Annotated in this window: 12 protein-coding genes; 6 read left to right on the top strand and 6 right to left on the bottom strand. The window is 72.6% G+C overall.

The genetic code is table 11. The features are described 5' to 3' along the window. Window positions 1–128 precede the first annotated feature (128 nt). Together OCT49_RS09630 and OCT49_RS09635 are read left to right on the top strand one after the other, a co-directional pair. The gene (locus OCT49_RS09630) at window positions 129–1,862 is read left to right on the top strand and encodes an ABC transporter ATP-binding protein (protein WP_283851469.1); all 1,734 of its coding nucleotides are present in this window, start codon (window positions 129–131) and stop codon (window positions 1,860–1,862) included. Then, complete coding sequence (locus tag OCT49_RS09635; RefSeq protein ID WP_283851470.1) at window positions 1,862–3,793, top strand: ABC transporter ATP-binding protein; 1,932 nt, start codon at window positions 1,862–1,864, stop codon at window positions 3,791–3,793. Before OCT49_RS09630 ends, OCT49_RS09635 begins: the two co-directional genes overlap by 1 nt. 66 nt (window positions 3,794–3,859) lie before the next feature. On the opposite strand, the gene OCT49_RS09640 is transcribed toward OCT49_RS09635, so the two are convergent. The 3 genes from OCT49_RS09640 to OCT49_RS09650 form a co-directional block, all read right to left on the bottom strand. Beyond that, on the bottom strand, window positions 3,860–5,026 hold the full coding sequence (locus OCT49_RS09640) for an RNA polymerase sigma factor (protein WP_283851471.1): 1,167 nt from the start codon (window positions 5,024–5,026) through the stop codon (window positions 3,860–3,862). 190 nt (window positions 5,027–5,216) lie between these two features. After that, complete coding sequence (gene dnaG / locus OCT49_RS09645; protein WP_283851472.1) at window positions 5,217–7,127, bottom strand: DNA primase; 1,911 nt, start codon at window positions 7,125–7,127, stop codon at window positions 5,217–5,219. 124 nt (window positions 7,128–7,251) lie between these two features. Then, complete coding sequence (locus OCT49_RS09650; protein ID WP_283851473.1) at window positions 7,252–8,511, bottom strand: NAD(P)/FAD-dependent oxidoreductase; 1,260 nt, start codon at window positions 8,509–8,511, stop codon at window positions 7,252–7,254. A 272-nt stretch (window positions 8,512–8,783) separates the two neighbouring features. Between OCT49_RS09650 and OCT49_RS09655 the strand changes: the two genes are divergently transcribed. Further along, complete coding sequence (locus OCT49_RS09655) at window positions 8,784–9,830, top strand: winged helix-turn-helix domain-containing protein (RefSeq protein WP_283851474.1); 1,047 nt, start codon at window positions 8,784–8,786, stop codon at window positions 9,828–9,830. Window positions 9,831–9,909: 79 nt separating this feature from the next. Here the strand turns inward: OCT49_RS09655 and OCT49_RS09660 are convergent, their stop codons facing one another. Next, window positions 9,910–11,232 (bottom strand): deoxyguanosinetriphosphate triphosphohydrolase, encoded by a 1,323-nt coding sequence (locus OCT49_RS09660; RefSeq protein ID WP_283851475.1) that lies wholly within the window; start codon window positions 11,230–11,232, stop codon window positions 9,910–9,912. A 170-nt stretch (window positions 11,233–11,402) separates the two neighbouring features. On the opposite strand from OCT49_RS09660, the gene OCT49_RS09665 reads away from it, so the two are divergent. Continuing rightward, the gene (locus tag OCT49_RS09665; protein WP_283851476.1) at window positions 11,403–12,128 is read left to right on the top strand and encodes a SanA/YdcF family protein; all 726 of its coding nucleotides are present in this window, start codon (window positions 11,403–11,405) and stop codon (window positions 12,126–12,128) included. 74 nt (window positions 12,129–12,202) lie between these two features. Here OCT49_RS09665 and cutA read toward each other — a convergent pair whose 3' ends face one another. Then, window positions 12,203–12,544: a divalent-cation tolerance protein CutA gene (gene cutA, locus OCT49_RS09670; RefSeq protein ID WP_283851477.1), complete on the bottom strand. Its 342-nt coding sequence runs from the start codon at window positions 12,542–12,544 to the stop codon at window positions 12,203–12,205. A 97-nt stretch (window positions 12,545–12,641) separates the two neighbouring features. Further along, window positions 12,642–13,268, bottom strand: coding sequence for an NADPH-dependent FMN reductase (locus tag OCT49_RS09675; RefSeq protein WP_283851478.1), 627 nt, complete (start codon window positions 13,266–13,268; stop codon window positions 12,642–12,644). A 238-nt stretch (window positions 13,269–13,506) separates the two neighbouring features. On the opposite strand from OCT49_RS09675, the gene OCT49_RS09680 reads away from it, so the two are divergent. After that, window positions 13,507–17,742, top strand: a complete 4,236-nt coding sequence (locus OCT49_RS09680; RefSeq protein ID WP_283851479.1) for an nSTAND1 domain-containing NTPase — start codon at window positions 13,507–13,509, stop codon at window positions 17,740–17,742. A gap of 60 nt (window positions 17,743–17,802) precedes the next feature. Beyond that, the gene (locus OCT49_RS09685; RefSeq protein WP_283851480.1) at window positions 17,803–18,609 is read left to right on the top strand and encodes an aminotransferase class IV family protein; all 807 of its coding nucleotides are present in this window, start codon (window positions 17,803–17,805) and stop codon (window positions 18,607–18,609) included. Window positions 18,610–18,847 lie beyond the last annotated feature (238 nt).

Here is an 18,847-nt window from a genome sequence, read left to right on the forward strand (position 1 = left end):
GAGCTCCCAGCGACTGTGTACTCGGTCTTTTTTTTGACCTGGTCTTGAGTAAAATTGCTCGCAGTCGCGGCCGACGGTGCCGGAAAATGGGTCGACTCCCGCACTCTGCCGACACCCGAGAGACACGCGTGCTCATAAAACTCCTGCGGGCCCATCTCGGTCCGTACAAGAAACCCATCGCACTGCTGGTCCTCCTCCAGCTGTTGCAGACCTGTGCCAGCCTCTACCTCCCCACCCTGAACGCCGACATCATCGACAACGGTGTCGTCAAGGGGGACACCGGCTACATCCTCGAGTTCGGCGCCCTCATGATCGCCGTCAGCATCGGCCAGGTGGTCTGCAACATGGGGGCCATCCACTACGGCGCCCGTACCGCGTCCGCGCTCGGCCGCGACGTGCGGGCCGCGGTCTTCGACCGGGTCCAGTCGTTCTCGGCCCGCGAACTCGGACGGTTCGGGGCACCGTCGCTGATCACCCGTACCACCAATGACGTCCAGCAGATCCAGATGCTGGTGCTGACGACGTTCACCCTGATGGTGTCGGCCCCGATCATGTGCGTCGGCGGCATCGTCATGGCGCTCGGCCAGGACGTCACGCTGTCGGCGGTGCTGCTCGCGGTCGTGCCGGTGCTGGGCATCTCGGTGAGTCTGATCGTGAAGCGGATGCGTCCGCTGTTCCGCACGATGCAGGAGCGGCTCGACACGGTGAACCGGGTGCTGCGCGAGCAGATCACCGGCAACCGGGTCATCCGCGCCTTCGTCCGCGACGAGTACGAGGAGAAGCGCTTCCGCGGCTCCAACACCGAGCTGACGGACGTGGCGCTGGCCACGGGGCGGCTGATGGCGCTGATGTTCCCGACCGTGATGACGGTCGTGAACGTCTCGTCGATCGCGGTGCTCTGGTTCGGCGCCCACCGCATCGACAGCGGCGGCATGGAGATCGGCGCGCTGACCGCCTTCCTCGCCTATCTGATGCAGATCGTCATGTCGGTGATGATGGCCACCTTCATGTTCATGATGGTGCCGCGCGCCGAGGTGTGCGCCGAGCGCATCCAGGAGGTCCTGGAGACGGAATCGAGCGTGGTCCCGCCGGTCGCGCCGGTCCGCGAGCTGCGCGCCCGCGGCCACCTGGAGGTGCGCGGCGCGGACTTCCGCTACCCGGGCGCCGAGGAGCCGGTGCTGCGGTCGGTGGACCTGGTGGCCCGCCCCGGCGAGACCACCGCGATCATCGGGTCGACGGGCAGCGGCAAGTCGACGCTGCTGGGGCTCGTGCCGCGGCTGTTCGACGTGACGGACGGCCAGGTGCTGGTGGACGGCACGGACGTGCGGACACTGGACCCGGCCCTGCTGTCCAGGATCGTGGGCCTCGTCCCGCAGAAGCCGTACCTGTTCTCCGGGACGGTGGCGACGAACCTGCGGTACGGGAACCCGGACGCGACCGACGAGGAGCTGTGGCACGCGCTGGAGGTCGCCCAGGCCAAGGAGTTCGTCGAGGGCCTGGAGCACGGTCTGGACGCGCCGATCGCGCAGGGCGGCACCAATGTCTCCGGCGGGCAGCGGCAGCGGCTCTCCATAGCCAGGACGCTGGTGCAGCGGCCGGAGATCTATCTCTTCGACGACTCGTTCTCGGCCCTGGACTACGCGACCGACGCCGCGCTGCGCGCCGCGCTGGCGCGGGAGACCGCCGACGCGACCGTGGTGATCGTGGCCCAGCGCGTGTCCACCATCCGCGAGGCCGACCGGATCCTGGTGCTGGACGAGGGCCGGGTCGTCGGCTCCGGCACCCATCACGAACTGATGGCCGGCAATGAGACGTACCGGGAGATCGTGCTCTCCCAGCTGACGGAAGCGGAGGCCGCGTGATGGCCGGTCCTGGCGGACGCATGATGGCGGGCGGGGCGCCGACCGACCGTTCCATGGACTTCAAGGGGTCCTCGAAGCGGCTGCTGAGGCGTTTCGAGACGGAGAAGGTCTGGCTCTACGCGATGCTGGCGGCCTGCGCGGTGAGCGTCGCCCTGTCGGTGATCGGGCCGAAGATCCTCGGCCGGGCGACCGACCTGGTCTTCGCCGGGTTCGTCGGCCGGCAGATGCCGGAGGGGACGACCAAGGAGGAGACCGTCGCGCGGATGCGCGAGGACGACAGCGGCCTCGCCGACATGCTGTCCGGGGTGGACTTCGTGCCGGGGCACGGCGTCGACTTCGGCGCGGTGGGCGACGTGCTGCTGGTGGCGCTGGCGATCTACGTGGGGGCCGGGCTGCTGATGCTGGTGGCCACCCGGCTGTCGATCCGGATCATCAACCGGGTCGTGTTCCAGCTGCGCGAGGACATCCAGACGAAGCTGTCGCGGCTGCCGCTGTCGTACTTCGACCGGGCCCAGCGCGGCGAGGTGCTCAGCCGGGCGACGAACGACATCGACAACATCTCGCAGACGCTGCAGCAGACGATGGGCCAGCTCATCAACTCCCTGCTCACCATCGTCGGCGTCCTGATCATGATGTTCTGGGTCTCGCCGCTGCTGGCCCTGGTGGCCCTGGTGACGGTGCCGCTCTCGGTGGTCGTGGCGACGAGGATCGGCAAGCGCTCGCAGCCCCAGTTCGTGGAGCAGTGGCGGGTCACGGGCAAGCTCAACGCCCACATCGAGGAGATGTACACCGGGCACACCCTGGTGAAGGTCTTCGGTCGGCAGGCGGAATCCGCGAAGGACTTCGCCGAGCAGAACGAGGCGCTGTACGAGGCGAGTTCCAAGGCCCAGTTCAACAGCGGGATCATGCAGCCGCTGATGATGTTCATGTCGAACCTGAACTACGTGCTGGTCGCCGTCGTCGGCGGGCTGCGGGTCGCCTCGGGCGCGTTGTCCATCGGTGACGTGCAGGCGTTCATCCAGTACTCGCGCCAGTTCTCGATGCCGCTGACCCAGGTCGCCTCGATGACGAACCTGGTGCAGTCGGGCGTCGCCTCGGCAGAGCGGATCTTCGAGCTGCTGGACGCCGAGGAGCAGGACCCCGACCCCGCGCCCGGCAAGGGCGAGCGGCCCGGGAAGCTGCGGGGCGGGGTCTCGCTGGAGAAGGTGTCGTTCCGCTACGACCCGGACAAGCCGCTGATCGAGAACCTGTCGCTGGAGGTCGAGCCCGGCCACACGGTCGCGATCGTCGGCCCGACCGGCGCCGGGAAGACCACCCTGGTCAATCTGCTGCTGCGGTTCTACGAGGTGACCGGCGGGCGCATCGCGCTGGACGGGGTGGACGTGGCGAAGATGTCGCGCGACGACCTGCGCCGGTCGATCGGCATGGTCCTCCAGGACACCTGGCTGTTCGGCGGCTCGATCGCGGACAACATCGCGTACGGCGCCTCGCGCGAGGTCACCCGCGAGGAGATCGAGGAGGCGGCGCGGGCGGCCCACGCCGACCGCTTCATCCGCACCCTCCCGGACGGCTACGACACGGTGATCGACGACGAGGGCACCGGGGTCAGCGCGGGTGAGAAGCAGCTGATCACGATCGCCCGGGCGTTCCTGTCCGACCCGGTGATCCTGGTGCTCGACGAGGCGACCAGCTCCGTCGACACCCGGACCGAGGTGCTGATCCAGAAGGCGATGGCGCGCCTCGCGCACGGCCGCACGAGCTTCGTGATCGCGCACCGGCTCTCCACGATCCGGGACGCCGACGTCATCCTGGTGATGGAGAACGGCTCGATCGTCGAACAGGGCACGCACGAGGAGCTGTTGGCGTCCGAGGGTGCCTACGCCCGGCTGTACTCGGCGCAGTTCGCCCAGGCGGTCGCCGAAGTCGACTAGGCGCACCGCCCGTTCGACCTTCGAGGGCCCGTGCCGCCGACCGGTGGCGCGGGCCCTCGCGCCGCATCAGTCGAGGTAGCCGCGGAGCTGGTCGGCGAAGGCGTGGTCCCGCAGCTTGCCGAGCGTCTTGGACTCGATCTGGCGGATGCGTTCGCGGGTCACGCCGAAGATCCGGCCGATCTCCTCCAGGGTGCGGGGCCGCCCGTCGTCCAGCCCGTAGCGCAGCTGGACCACCTTCCGCTCGCGTTCGCCGAGGGTGGAGAGCACCGCTTCCAGGTGCTCGCGCAGCAGCAGGAACGCGGCGGACTCGACCGGGGACGCGGCGTCGCCGTCCTCGATCAGGTCGCCGAGGGCGACGTCCTCCTCGCCGACCGGGGCGTGCAGCGAGACGGGTTCCTGGGCGAGCCGCAGGACCTCGCCGACCCGCTCCGGGGTGAGGTCGAGCTGGGCCGCGACCTCCTCGGCCGTGGGTTCGCAGCCGCGTTCCTGGAGCAGTCGGCGCTGGACGCGCACGACGCGGTTGATCAGTTCGACGACGTGCACCGGGACCCGTATGGTCCGCGCCTGGTCGGCGAGGGCGCGGGACATGGACTGCCGGATCCACCAGGTCGCGTACGTGGAGAACTTGTAGCCCCGGGTGTAGTCGAACTTCTCGACCGCCCTGATCAGCCCGAGGTTTCCCTCCTGGACCAGGTCGAGCATGGTCAGTCCGCGCCCGATGTAGCGCTTGGCGACGGAGACGACGAGGCGGAGGTTGGCCTCGATGAGGCGGCGCTTGGCCATCCGCCCCATGACCACCAGCCGGTCGAGGTCGACGGCCAGCCGGGTATCGGGGTCCGGGGTGCGCGCGAGCCGTTCCTCGGCGAAGAGCCCGGCCTCGACGCAGCGGGCGAGCTCCACCTCCTCGGCGGCGCTGAGCAGGGGTATCCGGCCTATCTCCCGCAGGTACTGCCGGAAGAGGTCGGAGGAGGTGGTGCCGGTCTCCGGACGGTTCCGCGCCCCCTGTCCCGGCCCGGGTTCCGGGGTTGCGGGTTCCTCCGCGAGCATCTCCGGTGGGTCCGCGGCGAGCGCTTCCGGCGGGTCCGGCGGATCGACCGGTGCGGCGAGCGCCTCGGGCGGGTCCGGCGGATCGACCGGTGCGGGCGGGGGTTCCACCGCGGCCTCCGGATGCCGTACGGCCCGGTTCTGCGCGGGGATGGCCGAGATGTGCTCGGTTCTGGTCCGGGTCTGCACGGGGGCGACCTCCAGGTGATCGCTGCCGGACCGCGGGTGCGGGCCACCGTTCGGTGGACCGGTCGCGTTCCGATGACTCAGGCACCGCCCTCAGTGTGGGGCACGACACATCCCCGTCACGAGGGGCGTGCGGGGACTTTCTGAGTCCGGTCCGTGACCGGGCGATTACCGCGGGAGGGCCCGAGGGGCGTCAGAGCGCGGCGGCCCCGTGGCCGCGCAGGCTCTGGGCGTACTGCTGGAGGACCCAGACCTCGTTCTGCGCGGCGGCCAGGTGGTCCGGGGCGACGTTGCTGCCGAGCCGGGCCAGGCTGCTCTGGACGTCCTCGATCCGGCGGTCGACGGCGCGCAGCCGGACCTGGACGAGCTGCATGCCCGCGTAGGTCTCGTCGATGCTCTTGCCGTGGAAGACCTCGACGGCCAGTTCGGTGACGAGTTTGCGCACCGTCTCGTCGGGGGCCGCGTCGAGCACCCGGACCAGGTACTCGCGGCTGTCTGCGAGGCCCTGTTCGGCGCCGCCCGCCTCCTCGATGCACCGGCGCACCGCGGCATAGGGCGGGGCGGTGAACTCGTCGGCCCCGTAGGCGTCGAACGCGGGCGAGACCAGCTCGGGCCGCTGCAGGGCGAGCTTGAGCAGTTCGCGCTCGGTGCGGTGGGCGGGGCTGCGGAGGTTGAGCGCGGGGCCGGACGGGGGCACGGGGGCCCGCACCTCCTGGTGCTGTGCGCCGCCCCGCGCGGCGGGCCGTGCGGGGCCGCGCCGGTCGCCGCCCCGGCCGCGGGCCCACTGGGCGAGCTGGTTGACCCGGTGCACCACGTACTCCTGGTCCAGGATGCCGACGAAGCCGGCCAGCTGGACGGCGACCTCGCGCTGCACGCTGCCCGTCTTGATCTTGGCGACGACGGGGGCCGCCTCGTCGAGCGCGGCGGCGCGGCCCGCCGGGGTCTCCAGGTCGTACCGGGAGACGATCTGGCGGAGCGCGAACTCGAAGAGCGGGGTGCGCGGCTCGACCAGGTCGCGCACGGCGTCGTCGCCCTTGACCAGCCGCAGGTCGCAGGGGTCCATGTTGTCCGGGGCGATGGCGATGTACGTCTCGGCGGCGAACTTCTGGTCGTCCTCGAAGGCGCGCAGGGCGGCCTTCTGGCCGGCCGCGTCGCCGTCGAACGTGAAGATCACCCGGGCGCTGCCGTTGTCCATCAGGAGCCGGCGCAGGATCTTGATGTGGTCGCCGCCGAAGGCCGTGCCACAGGTGGCGATGGCGGTGGTGACCCCGGCGAGGTGGCAGGCCATGACGTCGGTGTAGCCCTCGACGACCACGGCCCGGCTGCTCTTCGCGATGTCCTTCTTCGCCAGGTCGATGCCGTACAGCACCTGGGACTTCTTGTAGATCGCGGTCTCGGGGGTGTTGAGGTACTTCGGCCCGTTGTCGTCCTCGCGCAGCCGGCGGGCACCGAACCCGACGACGTCGCCGGAGGTGTCGCTGATCGGCCACATCAGCCGGCCGCGGAAGCGGTCGATGGGGCCGCGTCTGCCGTCCTGGGAGAGGCCGGAGGCGATCAGTTCCTTGTCGCTGAAGCCCTGGCCGCGCAGGTAGCGGGTGAGGTGGTCCCAGCCGGCCGGGCTGTAGCCGATGCCGAAGTGGGCGGCGGCGGCCTGGTCGAAGCCCCGCTCGGCGAGGAACTTCCGGCCGATCTCGGCCTCGGGGCTCTCCAGCTGCTCGACGTAGAACCGGGCGGCGGCCTTGTGCGCCTCGACCAGCCGGATGCGCTCGCCGCGCTGGTGGGAGGGGTTGTACCCGCCCTCCTCGTAGCGCAGGGTGATACCCGCCTTGGCGGCGAGCCGCTCGACCGTCTCGGAGAACGAGAGGTGGTCGATCTTCATCACGAAGGCGATCGTGTCGCCGCCCTCCTGGCAGCCGAAGCAGTGGAAGAGACCCTTGCTCGGACTGACCTGGAAGGAGGGGGACTTCTCGTCGTGGAACGGGCAGAGCCCCTTGAGGTTGCCACCGCCCGCGTTGCGCAGCTGGAGGTACTCGGACACGACGGCGTCGATCGGGACCGCGTCCCGTACCGCCTTCACGTCGTCGTCATTGATCCTGCCTGCCACGGGTGAATTCTACGGGTGGGGGCGGACAGCCGGACCGCGCGGCGCCGTGATCCGCGGAACCCGCCGGTCCGGTACGCCGGGCCCGGCCCGGGGGCCGGGCGGGGTCCGGCGTACCGGGCACGGCTCAGGCCAGGGAGTCCAGCGGCACCGACGGGTCCGCCAGCGCGTCCGGGTCGACCTGCCGGCCGGACCTGATCAGCCCCTGCACGGTCTCGGTGACGTCCCACACATTGACGTTCATGCCGGCCAGCACCCGGTGGTCCTTCAGCCAGAAGGCGATGAACTCGCGCTTTCCCGCGTCGCCGCGGATGACCACCTGGTCGTAGCTGCCCGGCGGGGCCCAGCCGGAGTACTCGAGGCCGAGGTCGTACTGGTCGGAGAAGAAGTACGGCACCCGGTCGTAGCTCACCTCCTGGCCGAGCATGGCGCGGGCCGCGGCCGGGCCGGTGTTCAGCGCGTTCGCCCAGTGCTCCACGCGCAGCCGGGCCCCGAGCAGCGGATGGGCCACGTTGGCGACGTCGCCGGCGGCGAAGATGTGCGGGTCGCTGGTGCGCAGGGAGGCGTCCACGGCGATGCCGCCGCCGTCCGCGCGGGGGGCCATGGCGAGCCCGGCGGTCTCGGCGAGGGCGGTGCGGGGGGCGGCGCCGATCGCGGCGAGGACGTCGTGGGCGGGGTGCTCCTCGCCGTCGTCGGTGCGGACGGCGAGGACCAGGCCGTCCTGGCCGATGATCTCGGTGAGGCGGACGCCGAAGTGGAAGCGGACGCCGTGGTCGCGGTGCAGGTCGGTGAAGAGCTGGCCGAGTTCGGGGCCGACGACCTGGTGCAGCGGGGTCGGTTCCGGTTCGACGACGGTGACCTCGGCGCCGTAGCCCCGGGCCGCCGCCGCGACCTCCAGGCCGATCCAGCCGGCCCCGGCGATCACCAGGTGGCCGTTGTCGCGGCCGAGCGCGGTCAGGACGTTGCGCAGCCGGTCGGCGTGGGCGAGGCGGCGCAGGTGGTGGACACCGGCCAGGTCCGTGCCCGGGACGGGGAGGCGGCGCGGTTCGGCCCCGGTGGCGAGCAGCAGCTTGTCGTAGTGGACCACGGTGCCGTCGCCGAGCCGTACGGAGCGGGCCGCCCGGTCGAGCGAGGTGACGGGCTGGCCCAGGTGCAGTTCGATCTCGGCGCCCGCGTACCAGGCGGTGTCGTGGACGAAGACGCTCTCGCGGTCCTCCTTGCCGGACAGATAGCCCTTGGAGAGCGGCGGCCGTTCGTACGGATGGTCGCGTTCGTCGCCGAGGAGGATCACCCGGCCGCTGAAACCCTCCGCCCGGAGGGTCTCCGCTGCCTTCGCTCCGGCCAGCCCTCCTCCGACGATGACGAACGTCCGATGTGCGTCGACCACTTGATGCCTCCTCGGTGCTTGCTTGGCGGCGCCGCCAACTGCGAGCGTCCCGCACGCAGCGTGATGACGAAAGAGGGTGTACCCCGATCAGGTCACCCCCGGTGGCCGGTCCCAGTCTGCTCCCGCGGGCCGCGGCCCGCGGCGCGGCTCGCAGACGGACCCGATCCCGTTTGCCCGGCCGGGGCGACTGGCTACTGTGGAAATCCGGCGCCGGCGGGGGCGGTCCGACGGGGGCCCGGGGCGGCGCGGAGGACGGAACGCGCGGGGGGCGCATGTTACGCATCCACTTCACCAGCGAGGACCTGAACCGGCTGCGGATCGCACCGGGCCCGGACCCGATGTGGGAACTCGTGCTCGCCCTGCACCTGTTGCAGAACCGGCAGGCGGCGGTGGCCTTCGACCCGTGGCGGCGCGAGGTCCGGGCGTCGATCGCACGGGCGGGCCTGGGGGAAACGGTGGCCGCCCTGACCCGGCTGTGCCCGCACGCCGCGTTCTTCCCGGACTTCCTGACCCCGGGGCAGGGCGACACCGATCTGGAGACCGGCATCGACCGGGTCCTTTCGACCCCGATGGCCGAACTGGACCGGGAGATCTCCCTGCTCCACCCGCCCGGCCGCATGCCGGGCGGGGCGCGGCTGCTCGCGAGCGGTGACCGGCGGGCGCTGGGCCGGCTGGGCGAGGCGCTGCGCCGCACGTACGCGGTGACGGTCCAGCCGTACGCGGACGACATCCGGGCCGCGGTGGCGGCCGACCGGCCGGTGCGCGCGCAGGCGGCGCTGGGCTCGGGCAGCAACGGCCTGCTGGCCAGCTACGGCCCCGACCTGGGCTGGCGGAACGAGAACCGGCTGCTGGAGGCCCCGTACCCGGTGCACCGGGACAAGCCGCTGAACGGGCGGCCGCTCACGATCGTCCCGGCGTTCTTCTGCGTGCGCTACCCGGTCATGCTGGCCGACCCCGAGCTGCCGCAGGTGCTGGTCCATCCGCTGTCCCCGGCGCCGGGCTGGCTGGAACGGTCCAGGGCCGCGCGGCGCGACGCCGGTTCGCGGACGCCGGGGGTGGCCCGGCTCATCGGCCGTTCCCGGGCCGCCGCGCTGGACGTGCTGGAGCGGCCGATGACGACGACGCAGCTGGCCGCGGTGCTGCGGCTGACCCTGTCGACGGCGAGCCGGCACGCGACGGTGCTGCGGGAGGCGGGGCTGATCGCCTCGGAGCGGCAGGGTTCCGCGGTGATCCACCGCCGGACACTGCTGGGCGACGCGCTGATGGACGAGCGGCCCCTGGGCGGCGTCGGACGGAAGGTCGACCGGGAAACGGCGTGAGAACCGCGGCGGGGGCGGCCCGTCCTGGTGGCCGGCCGCCCCGTACCGTGTCGGGCCGGCACCGGTGCGGTGCGGCCGGTCAGGGGTGCAGGACGAGCGAGGCGTGCAGGGAGCGGGCGGACGCGTCGGTGAGGGCGGCGATCTGGTCGACCAGGACCCGCTTGCGGGCCCGGTCGTCGGGTGCGGCGTCGAACAGGGCCCGGAACTGCGGCTCCAGCCCCTTCGGGGCGCGCGCGGTCAGTGCGGCGGCCAGTTCGGCGATGACGATCCGCTGGTCGGCGCGGATCGCCTCCTGCTCGGCGCGCTGCATGACGTACCGGTCGGCGACCGCCTTGAGGACCGCGCATTCGTTGCGGGTCTCGCGGGGCACGACGAGCTCGGCGGCGTACCGGCCGAGGCGGCCCGTGCCGTACGCCTGCCGGGTGGCGCTCTCGGCGGCGAGGCAGAACCGGCCGATCAGCTGGCTCGTGGCGTCCTTCAGCCGGGCCTGCGCGACGGCGGAACCGTCGTAGCCGTACGGCCACCAGTCCTGGTCGATGAGCCGGTCGAGGGCCTCGGCCAGTTCCTCGGGGTCGGTGTCCGCCGGGACGTAGCGGCCGATGGCGACCGCCCAGATCTCGTCGCGCTCGGGCTCGGCGTAGAGGCAGCCGGGGTCGATGTGGCCGGCGTGCAGCCCGTCCTCGAAGTCGTGCACGGAGTACGCGACATCGTCGGACCAGTCCATGACCTGGGCCTCGAAGCACGTGCGGTTCCGCGGCGCGCCCCTGCGGGCCCAGGCGAAGACCGGCAGGTCGTCCTCGTACACCCCGAATTTCGGTGATCCGGGGTCGGTGGGGTGCGCGCCGCGCGGCCAGGGGTACTTGGTGGCGGCGTCCAGGGCGGCCCGGGTCAGGTTGAGGCCGACGCTGACCAGTTCGCCGGTCCGGGTGTCGGGCACGAAGCGCTTGGGTTCGAGCCGGGTCAGCAGGCGCAGCGACTGGGCGTTGCCCTCGAAGCCGCCGCAGTCCGACGCGAAGTCGTTGAGCGCCTGCTCGCCGTTGTGCCCGAACGGCGGGTGGCCCAGGTCGTGGGCGAGGCAGGCCGTCTCGACGAGGTCGGGGTCGCAGCCGAGCGCGGCCCCGAGCTCGCGGCCGACCTGGGCGCATTCGAGGGAGTGGGTGAGCCGGGTCCGCGGGCTGGCGTCCCAGGCGCGGCCGCGGGTGCCGGGGGTGACCACCTGGGTCTTCCCGGCGAGCCTGCGCAGCGCGGCGGAGTGCAGCACCCGGGCGCGGTCGCGCTGGAAGGCGGTGCGGCCCGGCCGTTTGTCCGGCTCGGTGTCCCAGCGCTCGGCGTCCGCCGAGCCGTAGGGGGCCGTGCCGTGGCCCTGTGTGCTGTCCGTGCCGTGGCCCTGCGTACCGTCCATGGTTCCGACAGTAGACGGCCGGTCCGGTGAGCGGGATCAGGCGGCTGCGCGGGCCGCCGCCCGAACCCGCCCGTCCGAACCCGCCCGCCCGATTTGCAACCCCTTGGGTCCGCCGGCCGTCCGATCAGGTGGGGGCGGCGGCCCCCGGTACGGCGGAAGAAGGGGCTCCCATGCGGATGAGACGGCCGGGACGGTGGTTGCTCGGGCGGTTGCGGCCGGGGCGGTTGCGGTGGGGGTGGCCCCGGACGCGGCGCGGGCAGCGGCGGGCCGTGCAGGGGGTGATGCTCGCCTGCGTGGCCGGGCTGGCGCCCGCGACCTGGATGTACACCGTCGCCGACGCCCGTGTCAGGACGGTCGCGGACGCGCCCGCGCAGCAGGTGGCCGTGGTGTTCGGGGCGGGTCTGTGGCAGGGCAGGCCGTCGCCGTACCTGGCGAACCGGCTGCGGACCGCCGCCGAGCTGTACCGGGACGGGAAGGTGAAGGTCGTGCTCGTGACCGGCGACAACAGCCGGGAGGAGTACGACGAGCCGGAGGCCATGCGCACCTTCCTCAGGGAACGGGGCGTCCCGGACCGGCGGATCGTGAGCGACTACGCCGGGTTCGACACCTGGGACTCGTGCGTACGGGCCAAGAAGATCTTCGGGGTCGACCGGGCGGTGCTGGTGACCCAGGGGTTCCACGTCCGCCGGGCGATCGCGCTGTGCCGGACCGCCGGTATCGACGCGTACGGCGTCGGCGTCGATGCCGTGCACGACGCGACCTGGTACTACGGGGGGACGCGGGAGGTGTTCGCGGCGGGGAAGGCGGCGCTGGACGCCTTGTTCAAGCCCGATCCGCACTTCCTGGGGCCGCGGGAGTCCGGGGTGGACAGGGCGCTGGCGGCGGACGGGGAGTAGCCCCGCCCGCCGCGCCGTCCGCCTGTGGCTCCGTCCGTCCGCGCCGTCATCCGTCCGCGCCGCCGGGTCCGGCGTCACAGGGAAGTGAGCGGGGCGGTCTCGGCCGAGACCCAGGCGAGGTAGCGGGCGCTTCCCCGGAGGATCGGGATCGCGATGATCTCCGGGGTCTCGTAGTCGTGCGCGGCCTGGAGGTGGGCCTCCAGTTCGTCGTACCGCTCGGCCGTCGTCTTGAACAGCAGCTGCCACTCCTTCGCCGTCTCGATGGCGCTTTCCCAGTGGTAGACCGAGGTGACGGGCGCGGAGATCTGCACGCACGCGGCGAGCCGCGCCTCCACCGCGCCCCGGGCCAGGGCCCGGGCCTTCTCCTCGCTGTCCGTGGTGGTCAGTACGGTCAGCCATGCCGGCGTCGTCGTCACTCTCGGCTCCTCGTGGGTCGGTCGCGGCCGGGCCGCCGCAGGACGCCCCGCCCCTGCCCCGATTGTCGTGCGGGAAACGGCCCGGCGCCGCCCGTGGTCAGCGGCCGTACGGGCGTACGGCCTTGGCGTCGCGCAGCGCGTGCCCCCACCAGACCAGCTGGTCGAGCAGCACCTTGGCCGCCGCGTCGCAGCCCGCCGGGTCCCGGGGCCTGCCCTCGTCGTCGAACAGGGCGCCCGCGTTGGGGAAGGACACCGTCTCGCGGATGCCGACCGTGTGCAGCTCCGCGAAGACCTGCCGCAGGTGCTCGACGGCCCGCAGCCCGCCGGACACCCCGCCGTACGAGACGAACGCGACGGGCTTGGCCTGCCACTCGTCGCGGTGCCAGTCGATGAGGTTCTTCAGCGGGGCCGGGAAGGAGTGGTTGTACTCGGGGGTGACGACGACGAAGGCGTCGGCCGCCGCCAGCCTCGGCGAGACGGCCGCGAGCCGGTCGCGTGCGTCGGGGTCGGGCCGGTAGGAGAGGGCGACCGGGAGGTCGAGCTCCGCGATGTCGATCACATCGGTCTCGATGTCGGGGCGGCCTGCGGTGCGGGAGAGGAACCAGCCGGAGATGACGGGGGCGAACCGCCCCTCGCGGTTGCTGGCGACGATGACCGCGACCTTCAGGGGCGCGGGGGAGCCGGTCGGGGAAACGGTGGACACGGGTGTTTCGGTGAGTTCCATGCGAAGAGGCTCTTATGTCAACCGTAGTTGAGGTCAAGTTCCGTCCGGGTCGGGCCCGCGGCCGGGACTCGCGACCGGATGCCGGGACTCGCGACCAGGTGCCGGGACTCGCGGCCGGGTCGGCCGACTGTCCGTCGAACCACGTGCTCCGCACGGGAGTTGTGCGTACCGTGCTGCCTCGGAAGCGCTGAGTCAACACGTACGGCACATCGCTGTCGGGGAACCACGGGGGCTGTCCATGGCTGTGGTACGGGGAAGCGAAGTCCTGGAGGGGTCGCAGGCCCGGGTGTACGCGGGCGACGGCAGGGTGATCGGGGCCGGATTCCTGGTCGCCGGGGACGTGTTGTGCACCTGCGCGCATGTCGTCGCCAGGGCGCTCGGGCTGCCGGGGACCGGGCCCGACGAACCGCCCGACCGGGCCGTCGAGGTCGACTTCCCCCTGGTCACCGGCCGTCCCCGGGCGCGCGCGAGGGTGGAGTCCTGGCGGGCGAACGGTGTCGATGTCGCGCTGCTGCGGCTCGACGGGCCGGTCGGGGGCACCCGGCCCGCACCGCTGGTCGACGGGACGGACGTATGGGAACACCCCTTCCGGACCATGGGGTTCCCGGCCGACGCGGGGCACGGCGTCTGGGCCCACGGCACCCTGCGCGCCGGGCTGGGGTCCGGCTGGGTGCAGATGGAGACCGCCGAACCCGGTCCGCGCATCGTGAAGGGCTTCAGCGGGGCGCCGGTCTGGGACGGCGCGCAGAACGGCGTCGTCGGCATGACGGTCGCCGCCCACGTGGAGGAGCGCACCGCGTACCTGCTGCCCTCGGCCGATCTGGTCGACGAGGCGACGCTGGTGCCGCGGTGCCCGTTCCGGGGGCTGACCGCGTTCACCGAGGACGACGCCGAGTTCTTCCACGGCCGGGAGGCCGAGACCGAGCGGCTGCTCGCCGCGGTCCGCGGGCGTTCCCTGACGCTGGTGGCCGGGCCGTCGGGGTGCGGCAAGTCGTCGCTCGTGAGCGCCGGGGTGCTGCCCCGCCTGCGGGCGGCCGGGGCGGGCGTGACGGAGCTGCGGCCCGTGCCGGGGGTGCGCCCCGCCGCGGTCGTCGCGCGGGCGCTGGCCGGGGTGCTGGAGCCGGAGCTGGGTGAGGTCGAACGCCTGGCGGCGGCCGAGGAGTTGGCGGGATTACTGGAGGCGAATGGGGACTTCGCCGCCGAGCTGCGCGCCCGGGTGACGGCCCGGGGCACCGGCGGCCACGTCCTCTTCGTGGACCAGCTGGAGGAGTACGTGAGCGCCGGGCCCGAGGCCGGCCGCGCGCTCCTCGGCCTGCTGAACGGCCTGGCGGGCGAGGGCCTGCGGGTCGTCGCGACGGCACGGCCCGGGTCCCTCGACGCGCTGATCACGGCCGACACCTCCGACCTCGTCAGCGAGGCCGTCCGGTTCCTCGCGCCGCTCACCCCGGAGGACCTGGGGCGGGCGGTGACCGCACCGGTCGACGCCGTGCCCGGGCTGTGGTTCGAGGCGGGCCTGCCGGAGCGGATCGTCGCGGACGCGGGCGACGAGCCCGGCCGCATGCCGCTGGTCCAGTTCGCGCTGACCGAGCTGTGGCGGCGGCGCAGCCGGGCCATGCTCACGCACGCGGCGTACGACGCACTGGGCGGCGTCGCCGGCGCGCTGGTCGGCTCCGCCGACGACGCCCACGAGAAACTGCCGGAGTCCGAACGGGGCCTCGCCCGGCGGCTCTTCGTCCAGCTCGCCCGCCCCGGGGACGGTGACACCTTCACCCGCAGGCCGACCCGTACGACCGACCTCGCCCCGGAACTCGTCGCGCTCGCGCGCAAACTCGCCCCGGACAAGCTCGTCGTCCTCTCCCACGCGCCGGGCGGCGACGGGCACGAGGAGATCGTCGACCTGGCGCACGAGGCCCTGACCGTCCACTGGCCCCTCCTCCGGGGCTGGCTCACCGAGTCCCGCGACTTCCGCCGCTGGCAGGAACAGGTGCGCGCCGACCTGGACCGCTGGCGGTCCCAGCAGCGCGAGCCCGCGCGCCTCCTCGGCGGCACGGACCTGGCCGAGGCGGAACGCCGGCTGGCCGAGCACCCCGAGCCGGACGACATCCCGGCGGCCGAGCGGGAGTACGTCCGCCTCAGCAGGCGGCACGCGCAGCGCGGCACCCGGCTGCGGCAGGCCGCCTTTGCGGGGCTGGCCGCGCTGACCGCCCTCGCGGTCGTCCTGGTGTTCACCACGTACCGGAGCCTCCGGGAGACCGAGCGGCAGCTGCGCACCCAGGCGGCCGGCCTCCTCGCCCGGACAGCGGAGGAGCGTCCGCCCAACGACCCTGGCACGGCACTGCAGTTGGCCCTGGCGGCGTGGCACGCGGCGGACACCCCGCAGAGCCGGCAGGCGCTGATGAACCAGTACGTGCGGGGGCAGTACGTCACGGGTTCCCAGCCGTCCCTGTGGAGCGGCAGGATCGACAGTCTGACCGCGAGCGACGACGGCCGGGTGCTGGTGGTGGAATCGGAGGTGTCGGGCGATCAGTCGGCGCTGACCGTGGTCACCGGCGCTCCGGGCGGGAAGCGTCGCGCGCAGGAACTCGGTGGTGTCCCCGCGGGCAGTCTGCGGGTGGCGACGAGCCCCGACGGGCGCTTCGTCGCAGCCGCCGTCCCCACGGGGGACGTCCGCCTGTGGCGGACGGAGGGGGACGACGCAAAGCGCCCCGCGGTCCTGACGAGCGGCCCCTACGAACTCCGAGGGGGCATGGACACGAGGCTGGACTTCAGCAGCGACAGCAGACGGCTCCTCCTGGGGATCATCCCCGCCGAAGGGTGCGTCACCGCCGGGAACCGGTGCAGCAAGGCCCTCGTGGACGTATGGGGGACCGACCTCGACGACGGGTCGGGGACGACCCACCGGATTGCGTTGGAGAAGAGCCTGGGCGATGTGGCGTTCACCTCCGACGCGGACTCCGTGGCGGTCGTTCCTGCTTTCGGGGAGGGCGAGGGAACCGTGGACGTGCGGGACCTCTCGTCCGGGCGTCTGCTGTATTCCAGGAGCGTGACCGCTTCGGGGTTCGCGAGGTTCCGGGAGGGCGGAAACCTCGTCGCCCCCGAGAAGGGCGAACCCGGAAAGGCACTGGAACTCGGCCGGATGCCGGGGCGCACGTACGAGGCGCCCAGCTCCTTCCAGTACGACGCCACCGAGCGTTACACCTACGACATGGTGACCGTCGAACCGGGCACGGGGGCGGAGCTGGAGTACGTGGAGCTCCTTCTGCTCGATGTGCGCGGTGGCCGCACGTACTACACGCGCCTTCCCAGTGCCGGCTTCGGGAACTGGCCGGAGATCGCCGTCGTCCCGGGGGAGGGAGAAGGGCCGACGGTCCTGGCGGTCCTGGGGTCGACCCTGCTGGAAGCACGGGCCGAACCGGTCGGCGGCGAGCGCTTCCGCCCCGGTCGGCTGGACGAAAGCGTGGAGACGCTGTCTCCGGACGGAAGGCTCCTCGCCCGGGTGGCGAGTGGCCGGATCCACGTCCTGGACACTTCCCGCCGCAAGCGGATGCGTTCCTTCCGCCTCCCCCGCCCGGTCCGGTCGGAGGACTGGACAGCGGTGTGGACCGCCGACTCCCGCCGACTGGTGGTGTGGGGGAAGAGCGGTCGGCTCCTCCGTTCCTACCCGGTGGACGGCACCGGGTCACGGTCCACCCCCCTGAACGACGCACTGCCGGACTTCGACCGGGTCAAGGCCGTGGTCGGCGTCGGCGGCAGCGAGATCGCCGTCGTCTCCACCGATGCCCGGCTGGCCCGCGTGGACACCGCCACCGGGAAGGTGACGACGCGCCCCTTCTCGATCCACCGGGACACGCGTGACGGCGACAGCGGGGACGTCCACTTCGGGGACATCCAGCTCGCCGCGAGGCCGAAGCACCCCGGGCAGGTCGCGACGGCGACGTTCGGTTCCACCATCGGGCGCAACGCGGTCCTGCTGTGGGACCTGCGCGGCTCCCGGCTCGTGACCGCACCCCTGCGCGGAATGCCCGTCACCACGGCGCCGCCCGGCGCCCGGTACCCCGCGTCGTTCGCCTTCGACCCGGCGGGCACGCACCTCGCGGTCGTCAACACCGATACCCGGGCGCGGGTCTGGGACGTATCGAGCGCGAAGCCGGTCGCACCCCCCGTGTCGTGGAAGACGGAGGACCAGCTCGCCGGTCTGACAGCGGACGGGCGCGTGGTCGCCTTTCGTGACAAGCGCCTCCACTTCATCGACCCGGAGGAGAGTGGGAACAACATGTCGATGCCGGTGCCACCGGGCTTGCTCCACCTCGACGGACACCGTCTGACCGTCGAGTCGAAGGGCGTGAAACAGAGCTTCGACCTGCGGCCCGAGGCGCAGTTCCGGGCGCTCTGCGACGCTGCGGGGCGGGACTACACCGCCGCCGAACGCGAGCTGCTGCCCGAGGGCACGCCCGACGAACCACCGTGTTCCTGACCCCGTGCGCGCCCCGCGAACCGCCCCGGCCGGTCCCGGCCCCGGCTCTACGGTGGAGGCATGACGACTCCCCCATCCTCGCCCCCGCCCTTCCCGTACGCCGAGTTCGACGGGCGTCCGGCCACCGAGGAGGATCTTCGGATTCCGGCCTTCCTCGGCTACGGCCATTTCACCGCCATGCAGGTCAGGGACGGGAAGGCGCGCGGTCTCGCGCTGCATCTGGCCCGGCTGGACGCCGCGAACCGGGAGCTGTTCGAACGTCCGCTGGACGGGGAGCGGGTCCGCGGGCTGGTCCGGCACGCGCTGGACGGTGCCGGGGTGCGGGACGCCTCGGTCCGGGTGCACGGCTTCCTGCCGCCGGGCGACGCGGAGACCACCGTCATGGTGACGGTGCGCGGGCCGGCCCGGAAGTCCGCCGAACCGCACGCCCTGATGTCCGTCCCGTACGTCCGCACCGCGCCGCACATCAAGCGCCCCGGGGAGTTCGGCCAGACGTACTACGCGCGGCTGGCCGCCCGCGCCGGTTTCGACGAGGCCCTGCTGACCGCGCCGGACGGCACGGTGACGGAGGGGGCGATCACCAACGTCGGCTTCTGGGACGGCACTTCGGTGGTGTGGCCCGACGCGCCCTGTCTGCTCGGCATCACCATGGCGCTGCTGGAGCAGGACCTGCCCGGTGCGGGGCTGGGGTCCGTGCGGCGGCCGGTGACGCTGGGCGGGCTGGGCGCGTTCCGGTCGGCGTTCCTCACCAACTCGCAGGGCATCGCGCCGGTCCGGCGGATCGACGACACGGAGTTCGCGGTGGACGAGGAGCTGATGGCGCGGATCGGGCGGGTGTACGCCGGTGTGCGGTGGGACACCGTCTGACACACCCCGTCCCGGCGCGGTCGGGCGACCGCGCCGGGACCGGACACGGGGGTTGCCTCTCCCACCCGATCGTCTCCGGCAGCCGATTCCGTGGCTTCCTGGAGGTCGCCACGCGGACGAAACGCCGCCGCAGCAAAAGACCATTGCCGTTACGGAGAGTGCGCGGCCCGGACCGTTGCGGCACGACTTCCCCCGTCGCCCCGGGAACGGCTCCGCCCCCACCGGGTCCTGGGGGGAC

The sequence above is a fragment of the Streptomyces sp. ML-6 genome, from assembly GCF_030116705.1.
Classification (GTDB): domain Bacteria; phylum Actinomycetota; class Actinomycetes; order Streptomycetales; family Streptomycetaceae; genus Streptomyces.

Bases quoted from the DNA above. Each gene is read 5' to 3' on its own strand.
- OCT49_RS09675 (WP_283851478.1), bottom strand. From the start codon at position 13,268: ATGGAACTCACCGAAACACCCGTGTCCACCGTTTCCCCGACCGGCTCC.
- OCT49_RS09685 (WP_283851480.1), top strand. From the start codon at position 17,803: ATGACGACTCCCCCATCCTCGCCCCCGCCCTTCCCGTACGCCGAGTTC.
- OCT49_RS09665 (WP_283851476.1), top strand. From the start codon at position 11,403: ATGCGGATGAGACGGCCGGGACGGTGGTTGCTCGGGCGGTTGCGGCCG.
- OCT49_RS09680 (WP_283851479.1), top strand. From the start codon at position 13,507: ATGGCTGTGGTACGGGGAAGCGAAGTCCTGGAGGGGTCGCAGGCCCGG.
- OCT49_RS09660 (WP_283851475.1), bottom strand. From the start codon at position 11,232: ATGGACGGTACGCAGGGCCACGGCACGGACAGCACACAGGGCCACGGC.
- OCT49_RS09655 (WP_283851474.1), top strand. From the start codon at position 8,784: ATGTTACGCATCCACTTCACCAGCGAGGACCTGAACCGGCTGCGGATC.
- OCT49_RS09635 (WP_283851470.1), top strand. From the start codon at position 1,862: ATGGCCGGTCCTGGCGGACGCATGATGGCGGGCGGGGCGCCGACCGAC.